The organism is Microbacterium sp. bgisy203 (genome assembly GCF_965345155.1).
GTDB lineage: Bacteria > Actinomycetota > Actinomycetes > Actinomycetales > Microbacteriaceae > Microbacterium.
This window is the reverse complement of record NZ_CBDRLZ010000004.1, coordinates 274,518-294,902: the sequence shown is the minus strand read 5'-3', so window position 1 is coordinate 294,902 and position 20,385 is coordinate 274,518. Positions and strand designations below refer to the sequence as shown.

Sequence of the window (20,385 nt, the reverse complement as noted above, 5' to 3'; positions counted from 1 at the left end):
GGGGGCACCGCACTGCCAGACTGTGAGCATGAGCGCGATCGAGAACTCCAAGCTGACCGTCGTGGGCGCCGGTGCCGTCGGATCGTCCGTCGCCTACGCCGCCCTCATCCGCGAATCCGCGCGCCACGTGGCGCTGTACGACATCGCCGCCGAACGCACCGAGGCCGAGGTCCTCGACCTCGCGCACGGCTCCCAGTTCACCGGTTCGAGCGACATCATCGGCGGCGCCGACCTCGACGTCACGACGGGATCGCACGTCATCGTGATCACCGCCGGCGCGAAGCAGAAGCCCGGGCAGACGCGCACGGATCTCGCCGGGGTGAACGCCGGCATCCTCAAATCGCTCGTCCCCCAGCTGCTCGAGCGCTCCCCCGACGCCGTGTTCGTGATCGTCACGAACCCCGCCGACGTCATGGCCGTCATCGCGCAGGAGGTCAGCGGTCTGCCGCGCGAGCGCGTCTTCAGCTCGGGAACCGTCCTCGACACGTCCCGCCTGCGCTGGAAGATCGCCCAGCGCGCGGGCGTCTCGATCTCGAGCGTGCACGCCTACATCGTCGGCGAGCACGGTGACACCGAGTTCCCGCTGTGGTCGCACGCGACGATCGGCACCGTGCCGATCCTCGACTGGGTGCCGCTCGACGGCCAGCCGAAGTTCACGGTCGACGAGCTCGACCAGATCGCGGTGGACGTGCGGGATGCCGCATACAAGGTCATCAAGGGCAAGGGCGCCACCAACTATGCCATCGGCCTGTCGGGGGCACGGATCGTCGAGGCGATCCTCGAAGACGAGCACACCGTCATGCCGGTCGCGACCGTGCTCGAGGACTTCCACGGCGTCTCGGGGGTCGCCCTCTCGGTGCCGTCGGTCGTCTCCGCCTCGGGCGCCATCCCGATCCACGAGACCCAGTTCGACGCGCACGAGCTGCACCTGTTCCGTCGCTCCGCCGACGCGCTGCGCGAGGTCGCCGACGCGCTGCGCTGAGCCCGGGCGGTCGTGCCGAGCGCGGGTACGGGCCCGTTCCGCCGCGCGCCCGGGGTGCGCCGCAGGCCCGGGGTGCGCCGCAGGCCCGAGGTGCGCCGCAGGCGGCGATGTCGGATGCCGCGGATAGCCTGGCACCATGGCATCCAAACGCGCCGCGACGACCCTCGCCTACCGTTGCACCGAGTGCGGGTGGACGAGCGCGAAGTGGGTCGGGCGCTGCGGCGAGTGCCAGCAGTGGGGCACGGTCGTCGAAGCGGCGACGCCGACCGGCATCTCGGCATCCGCCGTCGCCCCCCTCGCGCCCACCCGCGCCGCCCGACCCATCACCGAGATCGACACGCGTGAGACCCCGCGGCGCACGAGCGGCGTCGGCGAGTTCGACCGGGTGCTCGGCGGCGGCATCGTGCCGGGGGCGGCGATCCTCCTGTCCGGCGAGCCGGGCGTCGGCAAGTCGACGCTGCTCCTCGACGTCGCCGCGAAGTCGGCCGTCGCCGGGCGCCGCGTGCTCTACGTGAGCGCCGAGGAGTCACTCGGCCAGGTGCGCCTGCGCGCCGAGCGCACCGGCGCCCTGCACCCCGAGCTCTACCTCGCGAGCGAGACCGACCTCGCTACGATCCTCGGGCACGTCGACGACACGGCGCCGGAGCTTCTCATCGTCGACTCGGTGCAGACCGTGTCGTCGAGCCTCATCGACGGCGCCGCGGGACACCCGAGCCAGGTGCGCGAGGTCGCGTCGACCCTCATCCGCGTCGCGAAGGAGCGGAACCTCCCCGTCCTCCTCGTCGGGCACGTGACCAAGGACGGGCAGGTCGCAGGTCCCCGCATTCTCGAGCACCTCGTCGACGTCGTCTGCCACTTCGAAGGCGACCGGCAGACGTCGCTGCGCTTCGTGCGCGCGCTGAAGAACCGGTTCGGGGCGACCGACGAGGTCGGCTGCTTCGAGCAGACGCAGCACGGCATCGCCGAGGTCCCCGACCCGAGCGCGCTGTTCCTCGGGCACGGGTCGCGCGAGCCCGGCACGTGCGTCACGGTGGCGCTCGAGGGGCGGCGGGCGCTCCCGGTCGAAGTCCAGGCGCTGACCCTTCCCGGGTCGGGCCCCAACCCGCGCCGGATCGTCAGCGGCGTCGACGGCGCGCGCGTGGCGATGATCCTCGCGGTGCTCGAAAAGCGCGCCGGCATCCGCGTCTCAGACCAGGACGTGTACGTCTCGACGGTCGGCGGTGTGCGCCTGGTCGAACCCGCCGCCGACCTCGCGATCGCCCTCGCCGTCGCGAGCGCGGTCACCAACAGGCCGAACCCCGCGAAACTCGTCGCCATCGGCGAGCTGAGCCTCGCCGGAGAGGTGCGTGCGGTCACCCAGCACGATCAGCGTCGCACCGAGGCGGCGCGCCTGGGGTACCGGTCGGTCGTCGACACGGCATCCCGCGACCTGCGCGGAGCGCTCCGCGACCTCGCGCGCCTTCACCCGATCGAGCGGGGCGACGAACCGACGTTCTGACCGACGGGCGTCGAGCAGGCCGCAAACCGCGCCGCCACGTCACGCGTCGAGGGCAGCGATCAGATCGTTCGGGGATGCCTGCATGGGGTGCGGGCCGGCGATGTCGAAGAACACCGTCGTGATCTCGTCGCCGTGCACCCCGAGGAAGGCGCGCAGCCACCCCGGCGACTGCAGTCCTACGGCGGGCGGGAGCGCGTCGGGCTTGTGCGCGGCGTCACTGAAGAGAAGCAGCGCCACGTCGCCGGTGTTCGGGTCGCGGTACGTCCAGACCTCGCCGCTGTCGCGGGGATCGTCGCGCTGCCCGGCGCGCATGAGCGGCACGACAGTCGGACCGTGGCGGAGCGCGAATGCGAGGGCCGCCATGTCCTGCGTCTGCAGGGCGTCGGCGAGTTGGGTGTTCCGGAACTCCAAGGGCTCCTTCGCCTTCTTGGTGCGCTTCTTCCCCGCCATGCACACCAGCCTAGAAGAGGGGATGCCGGGGCAGAAACACCGCAGAAAGAGGGGGGCCCTCTCGATCCTCACATTGGGGACTGGGAGGATCGAGAGGGCCAAAGCTCACTCGCCGGAGATGTCCTGTATTCGAGACCACTGGGGTTTGGTGTCGAGAACCGCTGCTGGGGACAGCGGGGACTCGCCGGAGGAACTACGACAAGGGTACGACCGGATGGCGCCGCTGGGGCCTGCCGAGGCCGATCAATGCATGAGAATGTTCTCAGAAAGCGATATACCGTCTCGGCCGCAGATCGGCCCCGCCGAAGCGCCGAGCGGATGCCGCGATCAGCGCAGCTGGAACACTCTCGTGTCCGCACCGACGATGCCGCCGATCGACACCTGCAGGTGGAAGTATCCCGCCGGCGCCTGGGGCCGCGAGGTCGAGTCGCAGGTCTCGGTCGATGACCGCGTGCGATCCCACGCGAGGGGTGTCACGCTCGACACCGTCTGTCCGGCCGCGAGCTGCACGACCTGGTCGCTCGACTCTGTTTGGCAGTCGGTCGAACGCCACCACGTGTCGCTCCCGCTCGTGATGACGAACGACTGCTTCGCCGTGCCGACGTTGATGAGGCACGGCTCGTCCGAGGTGTTCGACAGGGTGATCGTGAGCTGGGGAAGCTCACCGGACCCGTAGACGTCCTTATCGGTCACCGCGAGCACCGAGATGTCGCCGGTGGTGCACGCCGGGATCGGGGTGGCGCTCGCGTCGGGCGCGGGCTCGGCATCCCCCGTCGCGTCGTTCTCCGTCGCCTCCTCGGGTGCGGCGTCCGTCGGGCTCTCGGTCGGCGTCTGCATCGACGGCGCGGGGATGGTCGACGACGGCGCGGACGGCGACGGGCCGGGAGCGCGCCCGGCATCCGCCGCGGCGGCACGCCACGGCTGCCAGATCGCGAGGACGACCGCGGCGACCACCAGAAGGAGCAGGAGCACCGCGACGAGGCGCCGCCGCCGGTAGACGGCAGGGCTCGGACGTCGGCGGGGCGTGCTCACCCTCTCAGGCTAAGCGCGAGTGCCGCTCAGAGCTGTTTCAGCATGCGGGTGTTGCCGAGGGTGTTCGGCTTGACGTGCGCGAGGTCGAGGAACTCCGCGACGCCCTCATCAGGACTCCGCAACAGTTGCGAGTACACGTCCGGGTCGACGACCTGCTCGCCGATCGGCGCGAATCCGCGCCGCGAGAAGAAGTCGACCTCGAAGGTCAGGCAGAACAGACGTGACAGGCCGAGGTCGCGCGCGCGGTGCTCCAGCGCATCGACGACCGCCGCCCCCACGCCGCGGTGCGCCCAGGCATCCGCCACGATGAGCGTGCGCACTTCACCGAGGTCCTCCCACATCACGTGCAGAGCCCCGCACCCGATCAGTACGCCGTCCGCCTCGGCGACGACGAACTCCTGCACGGCCTCGTAGACGGTGACGACGTCCTTACCGAGGAGGATCCGGCGCTGCACCCACGGATCGAGCAGGGCGAGGATGCCGCGGACGTCCGCGGTTCGGGCGGGGCGGACGGTGAACGCGGGCACGCCACCACTGTATTGCCGCACCCGTGCTCCCCGCGCGGCGCGGGTGTCTCGCCGATGCGGCCCGACATGCCCCACGCCCCCTACGCTGGAGGCCTGGGAGCGTCGGCGTGCGCCGCGCGTGAGGGAGACGACGTGAGCGTGCTGCGCGACTACGCCGCCGCGGTGTCTCAGCCGACCCTGTCGTTCGGCGCGGAGCTCGGCGCCGCCGAGACCCCCCGCTACGACGAGGTCGTCGGCGTCGACGGAGCCTTCCGCCCCGGCTGGAAGACGCTCGCGTCGCACGCGCTCGCCCTCACCGCCGACGACCTCGAGCGGGTCGACGGCGAGATCGTCCGCTTTCTCGCCGACGACGGCGTCTCCTACGTGCGCCCCGACGCCGGCGCCCAGCCGTGGCAGCTCGACCCGATGCCGCTCGTTCTCGACCCCGCCGGATGGGCACCCCTCGAGATCGGTCTCGCCCAGCGCGCCGAGCTTCTGAACGCCGTCCTCATCGACCTCTACGGTGAGCGCAGGCTGCTGCGCGAAGGCATCGTCCCCGCTCCCCTCGTCTTCGGCCACAGCGGATACCTCCGCCCGCTCGCCCGCTCGAGCGCCGCCGACCCGCATCCGCTTCTGCTGTCGGCCGTCGATCTCGGTCGCGACGCCGCGGGCGAGTGGCACGCGCTTGCCGACCGGGTGCAGGCGCCGTCCGGTCTCGGCTTCGCCGCCGAGAACCGCCGCGTCATCTCGCAGGTGCTGCCCGACCTCTTCCAGGAGAGCAGCCTGCACCACCTCGACCCCTATTACGCCGCCCTCCGCGCCGCGCTGCTGTCGTCGGTGGCCGAGACGGTCGACGACCCGCGCGTCGTCATCCTCACCCCCGGCACCCTGAGCGAGACGGCGTTCGACCAGGCCTTCCTCGCGAACGCGCTCGGTCTGCCGCTCGTGCAGGGCAGCGACCTCGTCACCCGCGACGGCTACGTGTGGATGAAGCCCGCCGGGTGGCCCGCGCGCCGGCCCACCGACCGCATCGACGTCATCATCCGCCGTGTGGATGCCGATTGGTGCGACCCTCTCGAGCTCCGCGGCAAGTCGCGCCTCGGCGTCGCGGGTCTCACCGAGGTCGTCCGGCGGGGAAACGTCCGGCTCGTCAACGGTCTCGGGGCGGGAGTGCTCGAGAACCCGGCGCTCTTCCCGTACCTCGCCGACGCGTGCGAACTGCTGCTCGGCGAGCAGCTGCGGCTGCCGTCCGTTCCGACGTGGTGGTGCGGCGACCCGGCATCCCGCGATCTCGTGCTCGCGCGCCTCGCGGACCGCGACCCCGGCCTCATCGTGCGGACGATCGACGAACCGCGGAAGACCGTGTCGGGCCTCGACCCGACAGACCTCGCCGCCCGCATCGGGGCCGAACCGCACCGGTTCGTCGGGCAGAACCTGCTGCCGCTGTCGCAGACGCCCGTCTGGGACCCGGCCGGCGGACGCACGTCGAGCCGCGCCGCCGCGCAGCCGCTGACCCTCCGGGCGTTCACGCTGCGCTACGGCTCGGCCTACCGGCCGCTCGTCGGGGGGCTCGCGACCGTGCGGGAGAGCCCCGAGGCGCCCCCGCGTACGAAGGACGTGTGGGTGCTGAAGGCGGCCCCCACCGATCCCGACCAGAACCTGGTCGAGATCGCCCCCGTGCCGGCGGGCGCCGTGGTGCGGCGGATCCCCCTCCTGTCGCCTCGTGCGCACGAGGACATGTTCTGGACCGGTCGGTACGCCGAGCGGACGGAAGACCTCCTGCGCCTGCTGCTGACCGCCGAAGCGGAGCTCGACCAACCCGGCGCGTACGCGGCGGGGGTCATCGCCGAGACCCCGCGGGTGCTGCTCGACGCGCTGGGGCGGCTCGCGGGCATGCGGTCGCTCGACCCGGGCGCGGAATTCCGTTCGCTGCTGCTCGACGCCGGACGCCCGGGGTCGGCCGCCCACTCCATCGCCCGCCTGCGCGACGCGATGGAGGGTGTGCGCGACCAGCTCTCCGGCGACACGTGGCGCGTGTTCGCGAACATCGACCGCGCGACGCGTTCGCTCCGCAGCTCCGCGCACCCGCACCGCACGTCCGAGTCGGCCGGACGGATGCTCGCCGCGATGCTGTCGCTCTACGGCGTCACGGCGAACATGATCCGCGACACCGGATGGCACATGATCGAGGCGGGCCGCTACCTCGAGCGCGGCCTGCAGCTGTGCGCACTGCTGTCGGCGGCGCTCGCCGACCGGCACGAGGGCCGCGCCGACCGTGCCGTGCTCGAAGCGGTGCTCCTGGCATCCGAGAGCGTCGTCACGTACCGTCGCCGTTCGCGCGGGACGGTGCGCGCGGCCGACGTGCTCGACCTGCTGCTGCTCGACCCCACGAACCCCCGGTCGCTGCGCTTCGCGCTCGGCGAGCTCCGCACGCACCTCGCCGCGATGCCCGCCTCGACCGGATCGACGCGCGCGGAACGCCTGCTCGACCACCTCGAGACCGAGCTCGATGCGGTCGATGTGACCTCGCTCGCCACCGTCACGAAGGGACGGCGCGACGTGCTCGTCGGGGCACTCGACGAGGTCAAGACGCAGCTCGAGCAGCTCTCCGACGCGGTGCGTCACCTGCACTTCGAGAGCGGGCCGCCCGCGGTGCCGCTCTCCGAGCTGTCACTCATCGAGGTCATGGAGTCGCGCGGATGAGCGCCGACGAGAACCTCCCGCAGGGCGCGGGGATGCCGGAACCCGCCACCCGCCGCTATCGCGTGTGGCACCGCACCGCCTACAGCTATGCGAAGCCCGTGCAAGACAGCGTCGGCCAGTTCCACCTCGTGCCGCGAACGCTCCCGTGGCAGCGCGTCGAGGCATCCGACGTCACCGTCGACCCCTCGCCCGGCGACCTCGCCCCCGACCGCGACTACTTCGGCAACGCGTCGACCTTCTTCCACGTCACCGACCCGCACGACGAGCTGACGATCACCTCGTCGAGCGATGTGACGGTGGCCGCCCCCGCCTACGACGACGAGGCGCTCGCCCAGCCGTGGGAGCGCGCGCGGCCGCTCGCCCACCCCGAGATCCCAGGCGCGTGGGCGGCGACGGAGTACGCGCTCGAGTCGCCGCGCGTCGCGCACGTGGCCGATGCGACGGCGTACGGCGCCGAGTCGCTCACCCCGGGCCGGCCCCTCGGCGAGGCGGTCACCGACCTGATGGAGCGGATCTTCCGCGACTTCGACTACGACAAGACCGCGACGACTGTGACCAGCACCGTCGCCGACGCGATGCGCAAGCGTGCGGGTGTCTGCCAGGATTTCGCGCACGTCGCGCTCGCGTGCCTGCGCGGCAACGGCGTCGCCGCTCGCTACGTGTCGGGGTACCTCGCGACGCAGCCGCCGCCCGGCAAGGAGCGCGTCTTCGGCGCCGATGCGTCGCACGCGTGGCTCGCGGTGTGGGTGCCGGGCACGGGGTCGGACGACGACCCGAGCGGGGCCCAGTGGCTCGCGATCGACCCGACCAACAACCAGTGGGCGAACGACCGCTACATCACGGTCGCGTGGGGCCGCGACTACGGCGACGTCTCGCCCGTCAAGGGCATCATCTTCACGAAGGCGAAGAAGTCGACGCTGCGCGTTTCGGTCGACGTCGCGCCGCTCTGAGATCCGCGTCGTGGCGCGCCTCGGAGCGCTCGATCGTGGGCGCCGCGTGCTCTGACCGAAGCAGAACATGCGGCGGACGCGGGTAAGCATCGGGCGCATTCCCGGGCGGCGCTGTTAGTGTCGGGCCGTGTCCTCCACCCCGACCACGCGCTCCGCCCGCGCCGCGCGTCGCCGTCGCGTTCAGCGTCGGCGGCGGCTCGTCGCGGCCGTGCTCGCCGTGATCATCGTCGCGGCACTCGCCGTCGGGATCGCGGGCTTCGTCCGCTCGCTCGGGGAGCGACCGGACCCGAGCGTCGACACCTCGAAGGCCGCGGGAGCGGCCTCCTCCCTCGCCGGCGGCGAGAGCGCGGCGCCCTCCGACGCGAGCCGCGACGCGAGCGCTGACACACCCGCCGGCGCCCCGGCGCCAGGCGTAGACACCGCCCCCGCGGTCGATGCCGCGCTGGCGGTCCTCGCCGACTACTCCGACGCCGCGCGCCCCACCGAAGACGCCCTCTACGCAGCGATCGAGACGCTCCGCGCCGCATCCACCCCCGACGAGGTGTCGGCTGCGCAGACGCAGGTCGACCAGGCATCCGCAGCGGTGAAAACGGATGCCGAGGCCTATCGCGCTCAGCTCGCGCAGGATGCCGAGGGCACGAGCACCCAGCCGACGGGCGGCGACGTCGCCGCGCAGATGGCCTACCTGCACACCTACGTCTTCGACTACAACACCGCCGAGTGGGGCGACTACAACAGCTACGGCGGAGACTGCACGAACTTCGCGAGCCAGGGCCTCATCGCGCGCGGCTGGCAGAACGACCGCACCTGGTACTCGAAGGGCGCCATGTGGACGGCGTCGAAGCCGTGGATCGCGACGGCTGCGATGGCCGCCTACTTCGACCAACTCGGGTTCTCGTACTCGACCCAGGACGATCTCGACCGCGTGCGGGTCGGCGACATCGGCCTGTTCAACTGGGGCGAGACCGGCGCGAGCATGGACCACACGATGACGGTGTCGAAGGTCGAGTACGTGCCGGGCGGTCCGCCGGTGGTGTCGTTCATCAGCCACAACTACGACGGCGAGTTCCGCGAGCTCACCCACGCCCTCTCCGTCGAGCACACCGACTCTACAGTGCGGATCTACCACATCCCCTGAGCGCGCCGTCGCTCATCCCCCGGGCGTTGCGCGAGCGGCGCAGCCTCCCGTCGGACACCCCCGCGCACGCGAAAGGGGCCGGATGCCTCGGCATCCGACCCCTCCCTCGAACAACGCGTCCGGTCAGCCCCCCGCGACGATGTCGGGGGTGGCCTCGATGGCACCGGCGGGCCCGACACCGATCGCGACCTTCTCGCCGCGCGGGCCGTGCTCGAACGTGAACGCGCCGTTTTCCGCGTCGACCTTCACGTGATCACCGGCATTGAGTTCGCCGTGCAGGATCCGCTCCGACAGCTGGTCCTCGACCTCGCGCTGCATGGCGCGGCGCAGGGGCCGGGCGCCGAGGGTCGGGTCGAACCCGATCTCGATGAGGCGGTCCTTCGCGGCATCCGACAGCTCCACCGTCATGTCGCGGTCGAGCAGACGCTCCGAGAGGCGCTTGGTGAACAGGCCCACGATCTGGCGGAGCTCGTCCTTGTTCAACTGCGGGAAGACGATGACGTCGTCGACGCGGTTGAGGAACTCGGGCTTGAAGTGACGCTTCAGCTCCTCGTCGACCTTGCCCTTCATCCGCTCGTAGGTCGTCTGCGCATTGCCCTCGACCTGGAACCCGACCGGGCCGCCGGCGATCGCCGACGATCCGAGGTTGGTCGTCATGATGATGACGGTGTTCTTGAAGTCGACGACGCGGCCCTGACCGTCGGTCAGGCGACCCTCTTCGAGGATCTGCAGCAGCGAGTTGAAGATGTCGGGGTGAGCCTTCTCGATCTCGTCGAAGAGGACGACCGAGAAGGGCTTGCGGCGCACCTTCTCGGTGAGCTGGCCGCCCTCTTCGAATCCGACGAATCCGGGAGGGGCACCGAACAGACGCGAGACGGTGTGCTTCTCACCGAACTCCGACATGTCGAGCGAGATCAGCGCACCCTCGTCGTCGAAGAGGAACTCGGCGAGCGCCTTGGCGAGCTCGGTCTTTCCGACGCCGGTGGGGCCGGCGAAGATGAACGAGCCCGACGGGCGCTTCGGGTCCTTGAGGCCCGCACGCTGACGGCGGATCGTGCGGCTGAGGGCCGCGATGGCCTCCTCCTGCCCGATGACGCGCTGGTGCAGCGCCTTCTCCATGAAGACGAGGCGGCTCGTCTCCTCTTCGGTGAGCTTGAAGACGGGGATGCCGGTGGCCTGCGCGAGCACCTCGGCGATCAGACCCTCGTCGACGACCGCGTGGCTCGCGACGTCGCCCGAACGCCACTGCTTCTCGAGGCGGAGGCGCTCGGCGAGGAGCGACTTCTCCTCGTCGCGGAGAGAGGCGGCCTTCTCGAAGTCCTGCTCCTCGGAGGCGAGCTCCTTGTCCTCGCGGACCTTCGCGATCTTCTCGTCGAACTCGCGCAGCTCCGGCGGCGAGGACAGGATCGACAGGCGCAGGCGCGCGCCGGCCTCGTCGATCAGGTCGATCGCTTTGTCGGGCAGGAACCGGTCGGAGATGTAGCGGTCGGCGAGGTTCGCCGCCGCGACGATCGCGCCGTCGGTGATCTGGACCTTGTGGTGCGCCTCGTAGCGGTCGCGCAACCCCTTCAGGATGTTGATCGCGTGGGGCAGCGACGGCTCGGCGACCTGGATCGGCTGGAAGCGGCGCTCCAGCGCGGCATCCTTCTCGAAGTGCTTGCGGTACTCGTCGAGGGTCGTCGCACCGATCGTCTGCAGCTCGCCACGGGCGAGGAGCGGCTTCAGGATGGATGCCGCGTCGATCGCGCCTTCGGCGGCGCCCGCACCGACGAGCGTGTGGATCTCGTCGATGAAGACGATGATGTCGCCGCGCGTACGGATCTCCTTCGTGACCTTCTTCAGGCGCTCTTCGAAGTCTCCGCGGTAGCGGGACCCGGCGATGAGCGAACCGAGGTCGAGCGAGTAGACCTGCTTGTCCTTCAGCGTCTCAGGCACGTTGTTCTTGACGATCGCCTGCGCAAGGCCCTCGACGACGGCGGTCTTGCCGACGCCGGGCTCGCCGATGAGGACGGGGTTGTTCTTCGAGCGGCGCGACAGGATCTGCATGACGCGCTCGATCTCCTTCTCGCGCCCGATGACGGGGTCGAGCTTGTTGTCGCGCGCGGCCTGCGTGAGGTTGCGGCCGAACTGGTCGAGCACCGCCGAGCCGCCCTGGGCGGACGCAGACTGCTGCTCGCCGGCGCCGGTCGCGACACCCGCGGGCTCCTTGCCCTGGTAGCCCGAGAGCAGCTGGATGACCTGCTGACGCACCTTGTTGAGGTCGGCGCCGAGCTTGACGAGCACCTGCGCCGCGACGCCCTCGCCCTCGCGGATGAGGCCGAGCAGGATGTGCTCGGTGCCGATGTAGTTGTGGCCGAGCTGCAGCGCCTCGCGCAGAGACAGCTCGAGCACCTTCTTCGCGCGCGGCGTGAAGGGGATGTGGCCGGTCGGCTGCTGCTGGCCCTGGCCGATGATGTCCTGGACCTGCTCGCGGACGGCATCCAGGGAGATCCCGAGCGACTCGAGCGCCTTGGCGGCCACACCCTCACCCTCGTGGATCAGGCCGAGCAGGATGTGCTCGGTGCCGATGTAGTTGTGGTTGAGCATCTTCGCCTCTTCTTGGGCGAGGACGACGACGCGACGGGCACGGTCGGTGAATCTCTCGAACATGTCAGGCTCCTCCGGGTGCCGAGTCTTCTGGCACCTACGTAGAGGCTAACGACCCACGGATGCCGGTATGCCCGTGTTCGCTGGGGGCGCACCCGCGGGACTGCCGGGCCTCCCTCCGCGGGGCCGCCCGGAATCACGACTCCCTCCTTGACACCGCACGCCCGGCATCCATATCGTTTATCAATACCAACGATTATCGATATGGAGGATGCTGTGACCACGACCATCCCATCCCGCACTCTGTCCCGCGCCGACACCGCTGCGATGTGGCTGTTCATCGTCGTCGGCATCGGCGTCTTCGTCGTCTCCGTCGTCGCCGCCGTGACGCGCATCGCATCGGCGTTCGGATCGGCGCCTGTCCACGTGCCGGCGTGGTTCGCGGGCACGCGAGCCGACGCGCCCATCGGGCCGGACGGCGCTGCCGTGAGCGTCGAACTCGACCGGGCGATCCTCACGACCGATGCCCTCTCGGCCGCCGGGAAGGGCGCGCTCGTGCTCGAACAGGTCGTCGCGGTCGCGGCGATCGGCTCGCTGATCGGATGCCTCATCGCACTCACCGTCTCGACGATGCGCGGGCGGGTGTTCAGCCGACGCAACACGGTGCTGGTCACGACCGCCGGCATCGCGCTGTTCCTCTGGATCTTCGGCGTCCCCTTCTTCGGCAACATGGTCGCCAACGACGCGTTCCGCGCGATCTCGGCCGGCACATTCGACAACGCCATCGCGACGGTCGACGTCACGGGCTTGTTCCTCGCCGCCTTCGTCATCGCGATCTCCTCGACGGTGTTCACCGTCGGCGAGCGCCTGCAACGCGAGGCCGAAGGCCTCGTGTGAGTCCGGCGGACGACGACGAGGCCACCGGCATCCACTGCCGGCTCGACGAACTGCTCGCCGCGCGCGGGATGACGCTCGCGCGGCTGTCGGAGATGGTCGGGGTGTCGGTCGTCAACCTCTCGATCCTGAAGAACGACCGCGCTCGCGCGATCCGCTACTCGACGCTCTCGGCGATCTGCCGCGCACTCGAGTGCGAGGTCGGCGACCTGCTGGTGCGCGCGGACTTGCGCGCGCGCTGACGGGCGCGGCGACCGCTCGCGCTCCCTGGCGGCGTTCCCGGTCGCCACACCATTCCCGGGCGCCGAAACGCGGGTGCGCGCGCCCCACACCCGCAAAGCGGCGCCCCGGAACCTCACGCCCCGACCACCGCACCGCGCTCCCGGGTCTCACCCCGACGCCCGAGCCAGCGCGGCGCGCACGCGCGCGATCAGCGCGCCCGGGGCAGCGAAGACGTCCCCCTTCGTGACGCGCAGCACGCACCATCCCGCCGCCTCGAGACGCTCGTAGCGCGCGATGTCCTTCGCCCACTGCACCGGATCGGTGAGGTGGTGCTCGCCCTCGTACTCCAGCGCGACGCGCGCCTCGGGAAAAGCGAGGTCGACCTGCGCGAGCCACACGCCGTCCTCGAAGACGTCGAAATTGACCTCGGGCGCCGGCAACCCGGCATCCTCCACGACGAGTCGCAGCCACGTCTCGGGTCGCGACCGCGCGCGCTCGCTCACGCGCGGCAGCGCGTCGCGCAGGCGTGCGATGCCGACGCGTCGCCCGGCATCCATCGCGGCGGCGAGCTGGTCGCGCGTCGCGAGCGCCGGCGCATCATCGTCGTGGAGCGGGACGCGGACGACCGCATCTGCGACGGCGACGAGATCGCGCAGGTCGCGCAGTTCCGCCCCCAACTGCGCCCACACGGATGCCGGAGATGCCACCGGCACACCGTGCACAGGGTGAAGCGCGACGTGCGCCGAACCTTCCCGGATCGCGTGCCCTCGGACGCCCGTGCCGACAGGAGTGCGGCGCGGGGAGAACACCCCGACGTCGACGTGAGCGCGGGCGCCCAGCCACGGCGGCAGCGGCAGTCCCCACAGCAGCGCGGCGGTCGCATGCATGAAGAACTGATGCTCCGTCATCCGGTGGGCATACGCGAGAGCTCGCTCCACCGGCATCCGGTCGCCCTGCGACGACGCGTGCGGCGTCACCCGCACGCCGGGAAATGGCCGGCCCAGGTCTCGCGCCCGCAACCGGGAGGCGGTGACGCCGAGCGAGCGCGCGTGCGCGACGGAGAACACGTCGCCCAATTCGGGAGGAAGGGATGCCCGGTGCATCGCCCCACCCTGACGCACGGAGCCGTGGAGCGCGGCTCGCGGCCCACCAACCCGGGATAAGTCGCCGAATCCCCCACCTGTGGAGGAGTCGATGGGCCGCGCCGCCACCGCCAGCCCGCGAACCCCCCAACGTTCCCCGGCGCCAAAGTGCGGGTACGCGCCCGCCCGACCCGCAGACCGGCGCCCCGGAACCGACGCCCCCCAACGCTCCCGGGCGCCAAAGTGCGGGTACGCGCCCGCCCGACCCGCAGACCGGCGCCCCGGAACCGAAACCGACGCCCCCGCCCGCTACCCGACGATCGCGACGCGCGCGCCGTCGACGTCGGCGCGGCCCTGCAGCACGAGCGTCGTGGGGCGGGCGACCGCGCCGGGCACCCACGCGAGCGTCGCGCGCGGCGCGAAGCCAGCGGTCGCCATGGGCGTCGAGGGCGGTCCGAAGGTGACGGTGACCTCGTCGTCGCCGGTGATCTCGGCATCCGCCACGACGAGCGGCGGGCGCGACGATCCCCACGTCAGCACCACGAACTGGCCCTCCGCCGACGTCCAGGCGGCGCTCGGCGCCCCGTCGGTCGGCGTACCCGGCGCGTCGGATGCCGCACCTGCCAGCGCCGGGAGCGGTGCCGAACCCCGGACCGCGCCCGTCACCGTGATCGCCACGTCCTGCGCGGGATCGACCCCCTCCGGCACGGCGACGAGCGTGAGCCTCGGCACGTAGTCGCGCGTCGCGGGGCCGCCCGGGTCGGCGAGGACGACCGACACCGCCTGACCCGTGGCGTCGACCGAGGACGCGTAGGGCACCGCACTCGAACTCCCCCGCGTGACGAGCGCGATCATGCGCCCGCCGTCGAGCCAGACGGCATCCACATCTCCTTCGCCGAGCGCCATGCTCAACTCCCCACGATCGGGACGGTCACCGCCGTCTGGAACTGCGCGTCGCCACCCGTCAACATCACGCTCGCGCCGTCGTCGTCGACGTCGAGCCCGGCGGTCGAGACGAGCAGCGCCCGCGGCGCCATGTCCATCGTGCACACCTGGTCGGCGGGCGGGGTCACGAACGTGACCGTGACGCTCTTCGGGTCGGATGCCTCGACCTTCTCGACCTGCGGGGCGCACGACGACGAGCCCCGGTGAGGACGGCGAACAGGTCGTCGTCGACCCATCCGGCGGTCGGCAGGTAGTCGGTCGCACCGTCGGTCGTGAGGCCCGCGACGCCGTCGAGCTCGGTCTCGCCTCGCCCGCCCTGGCCGCCCGTGACGACGATGTCGACGTCCTTCTCGGGGTCGATGCCCTCGGGCACCCCCACGAGCGTCACACGCGGTGCGTAGTCGGCGGTGCAGGGCCGGTCGGCGTCGCCGTCGTCGAGGGTGACGGCGAGGGTGCCGTCGGCCTGCACGGTGGTCTCCGAGGCCGTCGGCACGCACGACGACGAGCCCCACGTGACGAGGGCGATCTGGCGGCCGCCGTCGAGCCAGCCGGCCTCGACGTCGATCTCGCCGGCATCCGTCACCGTGGGCGACGGGCTCTCGGGCGACGCCGATCCGGGCGACGAGGCGCACCCGGCGAACAGCAGGGTTCCCGCACTGAGCAGGGCGAAGAGGGCGGTGGAGCGGCGAACGGTGGTCATGGTGGTCATCCGCGCGCGTCGATCGGGACGGATGCCGGTAGGCACGCCATCGTCGCAGGCATCCACTCTGTCAGTGTCGCGAGCTGCGCCATCGTCTCACCCGGACGAGGCAATCGTCTACTGCAGCGCCGAGGTGAGGCGCGCGATGTTGTCGAGGACGGTGGAGCGCAGCGGCTGCTGCATCCATTCCTCGAGGGTGAGCTCGCGGCTCGACTCGCGATATTCGTCCTCGACGGCGCGCAGCTGCGAGACGAACTCCTCGCCGCGCACGAGGAGGGTGATCTCCATGTTGAGACCGAAGCTGCGCATGTCCATGTTGCTCGAGCCGATGACGGCGATGTCCTCGTCGATCGACATCGACTTCGAGTGCAGGATGTACGGCTTCTTGTACATCCAGATCTTCACGCCCGAGCGCAGCAGCGCCTCGTAGTAGCTGCGTTGCGCGTGGTACACCATCGCCTGGTCGCCCTCTTCGGAGACGAAGAGCTCGACGTGCACGCCGCGCTGGCACGCGGTCTGGATCGCGAGGAGCAGCCCCTCGTCGGGCACGAAGTACGGCGAGACGATGATGATCTTCTCGCGCGCCGCGAACAGCAGCGTCATGAACAGCTTGAGGTTGTTCTGGAACTCGAACCCGGGGCCCGACGGGATCACCTGGCAGTCGAGGTTGCCGTCGCCGTCGTGCGTGGCGAAGAGGCCCATGCCCTCAACGATCTGGTCGGTCTCGCTGTACCAGTCGCTCAAGAACACGGCGTTCACCGACTGGACGACTGGCCCTTCGAGCCGCGCCATCATGTCGACCCAGTGGAGGCCCCGCTTGATGTTCTTCTTGAGGTTGTAGGTCGAGTCGGTGACGTTCTGCGACCCGGTGAAGGCGACGGTGCCGTCGACGACGAGGAGCTTGCGGTGGTTGCGGAGGTCGGGCCGCTGGTACTCGCCCTGGAACGGCTTCACCGGCAGCATGACGTGCCATTCGGCACCCATGTCGGTGAGGCGCCGACAGGTCTCCTTATAGAAGGGCTTGCCCTGGTTGGCCCAGTGGTCCAGCAGCACACGCACGGGGATGCCGCGGGCGGCGACCTCTTCCATCGCGGCGAAGAACGGCTCGGTCGTGGCGTCGGACTGCAGAATATAGAACTCGACGTGGACGTAGTCGGTGGCCGCGCGGATCGCGGCGGCCATCTCGTCGATGCTCTGCTGGTAGTCGGAGATCATGCGGGCGCTGTTCTGGCCCGACAGCGGCATGGCGCCGAGGTTGCGGTTGAGGCGCACGAGCTGCGAGAACCACGGCGGCGGGTTCGGGCGGAGAGTGCCCATGTCGAGGCCGCTGCTGGTCTTGCGGATGTAGTCGTTGAGCTGCGCCTGCTTCTTCCGGCGCTCGCGCGGCAGGCGCGGGCTTCCGATGAGCAGGAAGAGCAGCACGCCGATGAACGGAATGAAGTAGATCGCCAGGAGCCAGGCCATCGCCGCCGTGGGTCGACGGTTGCGCGGCACGATGATGACGGCCAGGACGCGCACGGTGATGTCGACGACGAGGACGACGATGACCCAGACGAGGGCCCATCCGGACTGATCCACGTAGACTCCCCCGCTGGTCGATTGCGTTCAGCGTACCGACAGCGGCCTCAGACGGTGCGCTGATCTCCCTCGGCGCGCGGCGTGGTCGGCGGCAGTCCGCGCTTGGCGCGCTCTTCGGCCTCGATCCGGGCGTAGGTGCGCCGCTCGGTGCGGTCCATGCGAAGGATCGAGCGGAGCACGTAGATGAACAGCCCGAGCACCACCACGGTCGGCAGCAGCGACCAGACGACGGCAGCCCAGTAGGAGTCCATCCCTCCATGGTACGGAAGTCGCGCAGCGAAGTTGTCCACAGGCGGCGACTTCTCGGATCTGTCCACGGATGCCGGTGTCCCGCTCCCACGCGCCCCCGCGCACGGGCACGCTCGTGCGCATGTCCGTCACCGTGAAAGCCGCCGATGCGGCGCAGTTCCTGTCCCTCGTCCCCCGCCTGCTCGGGTTCACCCCGACCCAGAGCGTCGTCCTCGTGCCGATGGCGCGCGGCCGGAGCCTCGGCGCAATGCGCGTCGATCTGCCGCCCGAATCCGCGCCGGGCCAGTCGCCCGACGACGTCGACGACGGTACCCCCGCCGAGATCGTCGACACCGTCGCGTCGAGCGCGATCGGCATGATCTGCCGCATCGACGACGCCGACGCCGTCCTCGTCGTCGTGTACACCGACGCGCCGTTCGCGGGCGGTCCCGACCGCGCGATCGCAGGAGCGCACGTCGTCGGGGCGCTGATGCGGCAGGCGGATGCCTGCGGCCTGCGCGTCGTCGATGCGCTCACCGTCGCCGGCGACGGCTGGGGGTCGCACCTCGAGCACACGGTGCCGGCGGGAGGGCATCCCCTCGATCTCCTCCGGGTGCGCGGCACGGCGGCGACCGCGCTCGCGGATGCCGGCCTCGATGGCTCACCGCCGGGAGATCAGGTGTCGGGGGCCGCGCTCCCGCGGGTGCCGAAAGCGGCGCGGAAGGCCGTCGCCGAGGCGCTGCGCTCGCTCGCCGCGTCGCTCGAGGTGATCTGCGGCATCCCTTCGACCTCGCGCACAGCGCCGCGCATCGATCCGGCCGCGCTCGAGGCGGCCTGCGCACTCGACGACCTGCCGAGCACGTTCGAGGAGGCGCTCGGGTGGAATGTGCCGGCGGCGCCGATGCGCGCCGCGATGCTCGCGTGGTGCCTCGCCCGGCCCTCGCTGCGCGACATCGCGCTCGTGCAGTGGGCGACCGACATCGAGGGGGGCGACATCGCGATGGAGGCACAGCGCCTGTGGGAGGACGGCGCGGAGTACCCGGCGGATCTCGCCTCGGTCATGTGGGGCGAAGGGCCCAGGCCCGACGCTCTACGCCTGGAGGCGGCTCTGGACCTCGCGCGCGAGGTCGCCGCGCTCGCTCCGCGCACGCACAAGCCGGGGCCGCTCGCCGTGTGCGCGTGGCTCTCGTGGGCGCTCGGCCGCTCGACGCACGCCGACCGCTACGCGACGATGGCCCTGTCGTTCGACGACGAGCACGGCCTCGCCGAGATCGTGCGCTCGTTCGTCCACGCCGGCCACCTGCCCGACTGGGCCTTCCGCCTGCGCTGACCCGCAGCGCTACTTGACGAGGGGGAAGAGGATCGTCTCGCGGATGCCGAGGCCCGTGATCGCCATGAGCAGCCGGTCGATTCCCATGCCCATGCCGCCGGTCGGGGGCATGCCGTGCTCGAGCGCGCGGAGGAACTCCTCGTCGACGCGCATCGCCTCGTCATCCCCGCGCGCGGCGAGCTTCGCCTGCTCGACGAAGCGCTCGCGCTGGATGACCGGGTCGACGAGCTCGGAGTACCCGGTCGCGAGCTCGAACCCGCGGACGTAGAGGTCCCACTTCTCGACGACACCCGGAATCGAGCGGTGCTCGCGCACGAGCGGCGACGTGTCGAGGGGGAAGTCCATGACGAACGTCGGGCGCTCGAGGCCGCCCTTGACGAAGTGCTCCCACAGCTCCTCGACGTACTTGCCGTGGGTCGCGACCTTCTCGGGCACCTCGACGCCGACCTCGGCGGCGAGCGCCTGCAGGTCGGCGAGCGACGTCGCGGGGGTGATGGTGCGCCCGGATGCCTCGGACAGCGAGTCGTACATCGAGATGCGGTCCCAGTCGCCGCCGAGGTCGAACTCGGTGCCGTCGGCCCACGTGACGGTGGTGGAGCCCGAGACGGCGATCGCGGCCTTCTGGATCAGCTCCTGCGTGAGGTCGGCGATGCCGTTGTAGTCGCTGTACGCCTGGTACGCCTCGAGCATCGCGAACTCGGGGCTGTGGGTCGAGTCGGCGCCTTCGTTGCGGAAGTTGCGGTTGATCTCGAACACGCGGTCGATGCCGCCGACGACGGCGCGCTTGAGGAACAGCTCCGGCGCGATGCGCAGGTACAGGTCGGCGTCGAAGGCGTTCGACTGCGTGACGAACGGACGTGCGGCGGCGCCGCCGTGCTGCACCTGCAGCATGGGGGTCTCGACCTCGATGAAGTCGTGCGCGGCGAAGGTCTGCCGCAGCGACGCGTTGACCTTCGCGCGCGCGATCACCGTCTCACGGGCCTGGTCGCGGACGATGAGGTCGAGGAAGCGCGACCGCACGCGACCTTCTTCGGAGAGCTCGGTGTGCAGGTTCGGCAGGGGCAGGAGCGCCTTCGACGCGATCGCCCAGTCCGACACCATGATCGACAGCTCGCCGCGGCGGCTGGAGATCACCGGTCCGGTGACCGAGACGTGGTCGCCGAGGTCGACGAGCTCCTTCCACGCCTGCAGCGACTCCTCGCCCACCTCCGCGAGGGACACCATCGCCTGGATGCGCGAGCCGTCGCCCGACTGCAGGGCGGCGAAGCACAGCTTGCCCGTGTTGCGGCTGAAGACGACGCGCCCGGCGACGGAGACGACCACGCCGGTCTCCTCCCCCGCTTCGAGCGCCGCGAACCGGTCGCGGACGGCCGGGATCGTGTCCGAGACGGGCACGGCGACCGGGTATGCGCCGCCCGCGGCATCCGCCCGCTCCGCGAGCAGCCGCTCGCGCTTTCCGAGCCGCACGGCCTTCTGCTCGTGGACGTCATCGTCGTGGACGTCGTCGATGTCGGCGGCGGGCGCGGTGGCAGGCGCGTCGGTCATGGTGGGAGGCTCCTCG

The 20,385-nt window shown here is 70.9% G+C and carries 19 protein-coding genes; 8 read left to right on the top strand and 11 right to left on the bottom strand.

What is annotated here, in order from left to right:
• Positions 1–28 precede the first annotated feature (28 nt).
• Together ACRVYW_RS09120 and radA are read left to right on the top strand one after the other, a co-directional pair.
• A complete protein-coding gene (locus tag ACRVYW_RS09120; protein ID WP_431803838.1) occupies positions 29–982 on the top strand; it encodes an L-lactate dehydrogenase in 954 nt (317 codons plus the stop codon).
• Positions 983–1,118: 136 nt separating this feature from the next.
• The gene (radA, locus tag ACRVYW_RS09115; RefSeq protein ID WP_431803836.1) at positions 1,119–2,480 is read left to right on the top strand and encodes a DNA repair protein RadA; all 1,362 of its coding nucleotides are present in this window, start codon (positions 1,119–1,121) and stop codon (positions 2,478–2,480) included.
• A gap of 39 nt (positions 2,481–2,519) precedes the next feature.
• On the opposite strand, the gene ACRVYW_RS09110 is transcribed toward radA, so the two are convergent.
• The 3 genes from ACRVYW_RS09110 to ACRVYW_RS09100 form a co-directional block, all read right to left on the bottom strand.
• Positions 2,520–2,930 (bottom strand): dehydrogenase, encoded by a 411-nt coding sequence (locus tag ACRVYW_RS09110; protein ID WP_431803834.1) that lies wholly within the window; start codon positions 2,928–2,930, stop codon positions 2,520–2,522.
• Positions 2,931–3,257: 327 nt separating this feature from the next.
• The gene (locus ACRVYW_RS09105) at positions 3,258–3,962 is read right to left on the bottom strand and encodes a hypothetical protein (protein ID WP_431803832.1); all 705 of its coding nucleotides are present in this window, start codon (positions 3,960–3,962) and stop codon (positions 3,258–3,260) included.
• Between the two features lie 26 nt (positions 3,963–3,988).
• Positions 3,989–4,489, bottom strand: a complete 501-nt coding sequence (locus tag ACRVYW_RS09100) for an amino-acid N-acetyltransferase (RefSeq protein ID WP_431803830.1) — start codon at positions 4,487–4,489, stop codon at positions 3,989–3,991.
• A gap of 132 nt (positions 4,490–4,621) precedes the next feature.
• On the opposite strand from ACRVYW_RS09100, the gene ACRVYW_RS09095 reads away from it, so the two are divergent.
• From ACRVYW_RS09095 to ACRVYW_RS09085, 3 genes are all read left to right on the top strand, one after another.
• Positions 4,622–7,171, top strand: coding sequence for a circularly permuted type 2 ATP-grasp protein (locus ACRVYW_RS09095; protein WP_431803828.1), 2,550 nt, complete (start codon positions 4,622–4,624; stop codon positions 7,169–7,171).
• Positions 7,168–8,121 (top strand): transglutaminase family protein, encoded by a 954-nt coding sequence (locus tag ACRVYW_RS09090; protein WP_431803826.1) that lies wholly within the window; start codon positions 7,168–7,170, stop codon positions 8,119–8,121. Before ACRVYW_RS09095 ends, ACRVYW_RS09090 begins: the two co-directional genes overlap by 4 nt.
• Positions 8,122–8,248: 127 nt before the next feature.
• The gene (locus tag ACRVYW_RS09085) at positions 8,249–9,259 is read left to right on the top strand and encodes an amidase domain-containing protein (protein ID WP_431803824.1); all 1,011 of its coding nucleotides are present in this window, start codon (positions 8,249–8,251) and stop codon (positions 9,257–9,259) included.
• Between the two features lie 123 nt (positions 9,260–9,382).
• Here ACRVYW_RS09085 and ACRVYW_RS09080 read toward each other — a convergent pair whose 3' ends face one another.
• A complete protein-coding gene (locus ACRVYW_RS09080; protein WP_431803822.1) occupies positions 9,383–11,908 on the bottom strand; it encodes an ATP-dependent Clp protease ATP-binding subunit in 2,526 nt (841 codons plus the stop codon).
• A 213-nt stretch (positions 11,909–12,121) separates the two neighbouring features.
• Here ACRVYW_RS09080 and ACRVYW_RS09075 point away from each other — a divergent pair, with 213 nt between their 5' ends.
• Positions 12,122–12,742 (top strand): hypothetical protein, encoded by a 621-nt coding sequence (locus ACRVYW_RS09075; RefSeq protein WP_431803820.1) that lies wholly within the window; start codon positions 12,122–12,124, stop codon positions 12,740–12,742.
• Entirely contained in the window at positions 12,739–12,981 is a 243-nt protein-coding gene (locus ACRVYW_RS09070) for a helix-turn-helix domain-containing protein (protein WP_431803818.1), read from the top strand. The genes ACRVYW_RS09075 and ACRVYW_RS09070 overlap by 4 nt, the downstream gene beginning before the upstream one ends.
• 147 nt (positions 12,982–13,128) lie before the next feature.
• Here ACRVYW_RS09070 and ACRVYW_RS09065 read toward each other — a convergent pair whose 3' ends face one another.
• The 6 genes from ACRVYW_RS09065 to ACRVYW_RS09040 all read right to left on the bottom strand — a co-directional run bounded on the left by ACRVYW_RS09065 (position 13,129) and on the right by ACRVYW_RS09040 (position 17,517).
• Positions 13,129–14,064: an endonuclease domain-containing protein gene (locus ACRVYW_RS09065; RefSeq protein WP_431803817.1), complete on the bottom strand. Its 936-nt coding sequence runs from the start codon at positions 14,062–14,064 to the stop codon at positions 13,129–13,131.
• Positions 14,065–14,352: 288 nt separating this feature from the next.
• Positions 14,353–14,949 carry a hypothetical protein gene (locus ACRVYW_RS09060; protein WP_431803815.1) on the bottom strand — a complete coding sequence of 199 codons (597 nt, stop codon included), beginning with the start codon at positions 14,947–14,949 and terminating at the stop codon, positions 14,353–14,355.
• A 2-nt stretch (positions 14,950–14,951) separates the two neighbouring features.
• Positions 14,952–15,116, bottom strand: a complete 165-nt coding sequence (locus ACRVYW_RS09055; RefSeq protein ID WP_431803813.1) for a hypothetical protein — start codon at positions 15,114–15,116, stop codon at positions 14,952–14,954.
• Positions 15,113–15,688, bottom strand: a complete 576-nt coding sequence (locus tag ACRVYW_RS09050) for a hypothetical protein (protein ID WP_431803811.1) — start codon at positions 15,686–15,688, stop codon at positions 15,113–15,115. The genes ACRVYW_RS09055 and ACRVYW_RS09050 overlap by 4 nt, the downstream gene beginning before the upstream one ends.
• A gap of 117 nt (positions 15,689–15,805) precedes the next feature.
• Entirely contained in the window at positions 15,806–17,266 is a 1,461-nt protein-coding gene (gene cls, locus ACRVYW_RS09045) for a cardiolipin synthase (protein ID WP_431803809.1), read from the bottom strand.
• A 47-nt stretch (positions 17,267–17,313) separates the two neighbouring features.
• Entirely contained in the window at positions 17,314–17,517 is a 204-nt protein-coding gene (locus tag ACRVYW_RS09040; RefSeq protein ID WP_431803807.1) for a hypothetical protein, read from the bottom strand.
• A gap of 119 nt (positions 17,518–17,636) precedes the next feature.
• Between ACRVYW_RS09040 and ACRVYW_RS09035 the strand changes: the two genes are divergently transcribed.
• Positions 17,637–18,824, top strand: a complete 1,188-nt coding sequence (locus ACRVYW_RS09035) for a DUF4192 family protein (RefSeq protein ID WP_431803805.1) — start codon at positions 17,637–17,639, stop codon at positions 18,822–18,824.
• 9 nt (positions 18,825–18,833) lie between these two features.
• Here ACRVYW_RS09035 and lysS read toward each other — a convergent pair whose 3' ends face one another.
• Positions 18,834–20,369, bottom strand: coding sequence for a lysine--tRNA ligase (lysS, locus tag ACRVYW_RS09030; RefSeq protein ID WP_431803803.1), 1,536 nt, complete (start codon positions 20,367–20,369; stop codon positions 18,834–18,836).
• Positions 20,370–20,385 lie beyond the last annotated feature (16 nt).

Bases quoted from the DNA above. Each gene is read 5' to 3' on its own strand.
- ACRVYW_RS09120 (WP_431803838.1), top strand. From the start codon at position 29: ATGAGCGCGATCGAGAACTCCAAGCTGACCGTCGTGGGCGCCGGTGCC.
- radA (WP_431803836.1), top strand. From the start codon at position 1,119: ATGGCATCCAAACGCGCCGCGACGACCCTCGCCTACCGTTGCACCGAG.
- ACRVYW_RS09110 (WP_431803834.1), bottom strand. From the start codon at position 2,930: ATGGCGGGGAAGAAGCGCACCAAGAAGGCGAAGGAGCCCTTGGAGTTC.
- ACRVYW_RS09090 (WP_431803826.1), top strand. From the start codon at position 7,168: ATGAGCGCCGACGAGAACCTCCCGCAGGGCGCGGGGATGCCGGAACCC.
- ACRVYW_RS09080 (WP_431803822.1), bottom strand. From the start codon at position 11,908: ATGTTCGAGAGATTCACCGACCGTGCCCGTCGCGTCGTCGTCCTCGCC.
- ACRVYW_RS09065 (WP_431803817.1), bottom strand. From the start codon at position 14,064: ATGCACCGGGCATCCCTTCCTCCCGAATTGGGCGACGTGTTCTCCGTC.
- ACRVYW_RS09060 (WP_431803815.1), bottom strand. From the start codon at position 14,949: ATGGCGCTCGGCGAAGGAGATGTGGATGCCGTCTGGCTCGACGGCGGG.
- ACRVYW_RS09050 (WP_431803811.1), bottom strand. From the start codon at position 15,688: ATGACCACCGTTCGCCGCTCCACCGCCCTCTTCGCCCTGCTCAGTGCG.
- ACRVYW_RS09040 (WP_431803807.1), bottom strand. From the start codon at position 17,517: ATGGACTCCTACTGGGCTGCCGTCGTCTGGTCGCTGCTGCCGACCGTG.
- ACRVYW_RS09035 (WP_431803805.1), top strand. From the start codon at position 17,637: ATGTCCGTCACCGTGAAAGCCGCCGATGCGGCGCAGTTCCTGTCCCTC.
- lysS (WP_431803803.1), bottom strand. From the start codon at position 20,369: ATGACCGACGCGCCTGCCACCGCGCCCGCCGCCGACATCGACGACGTC.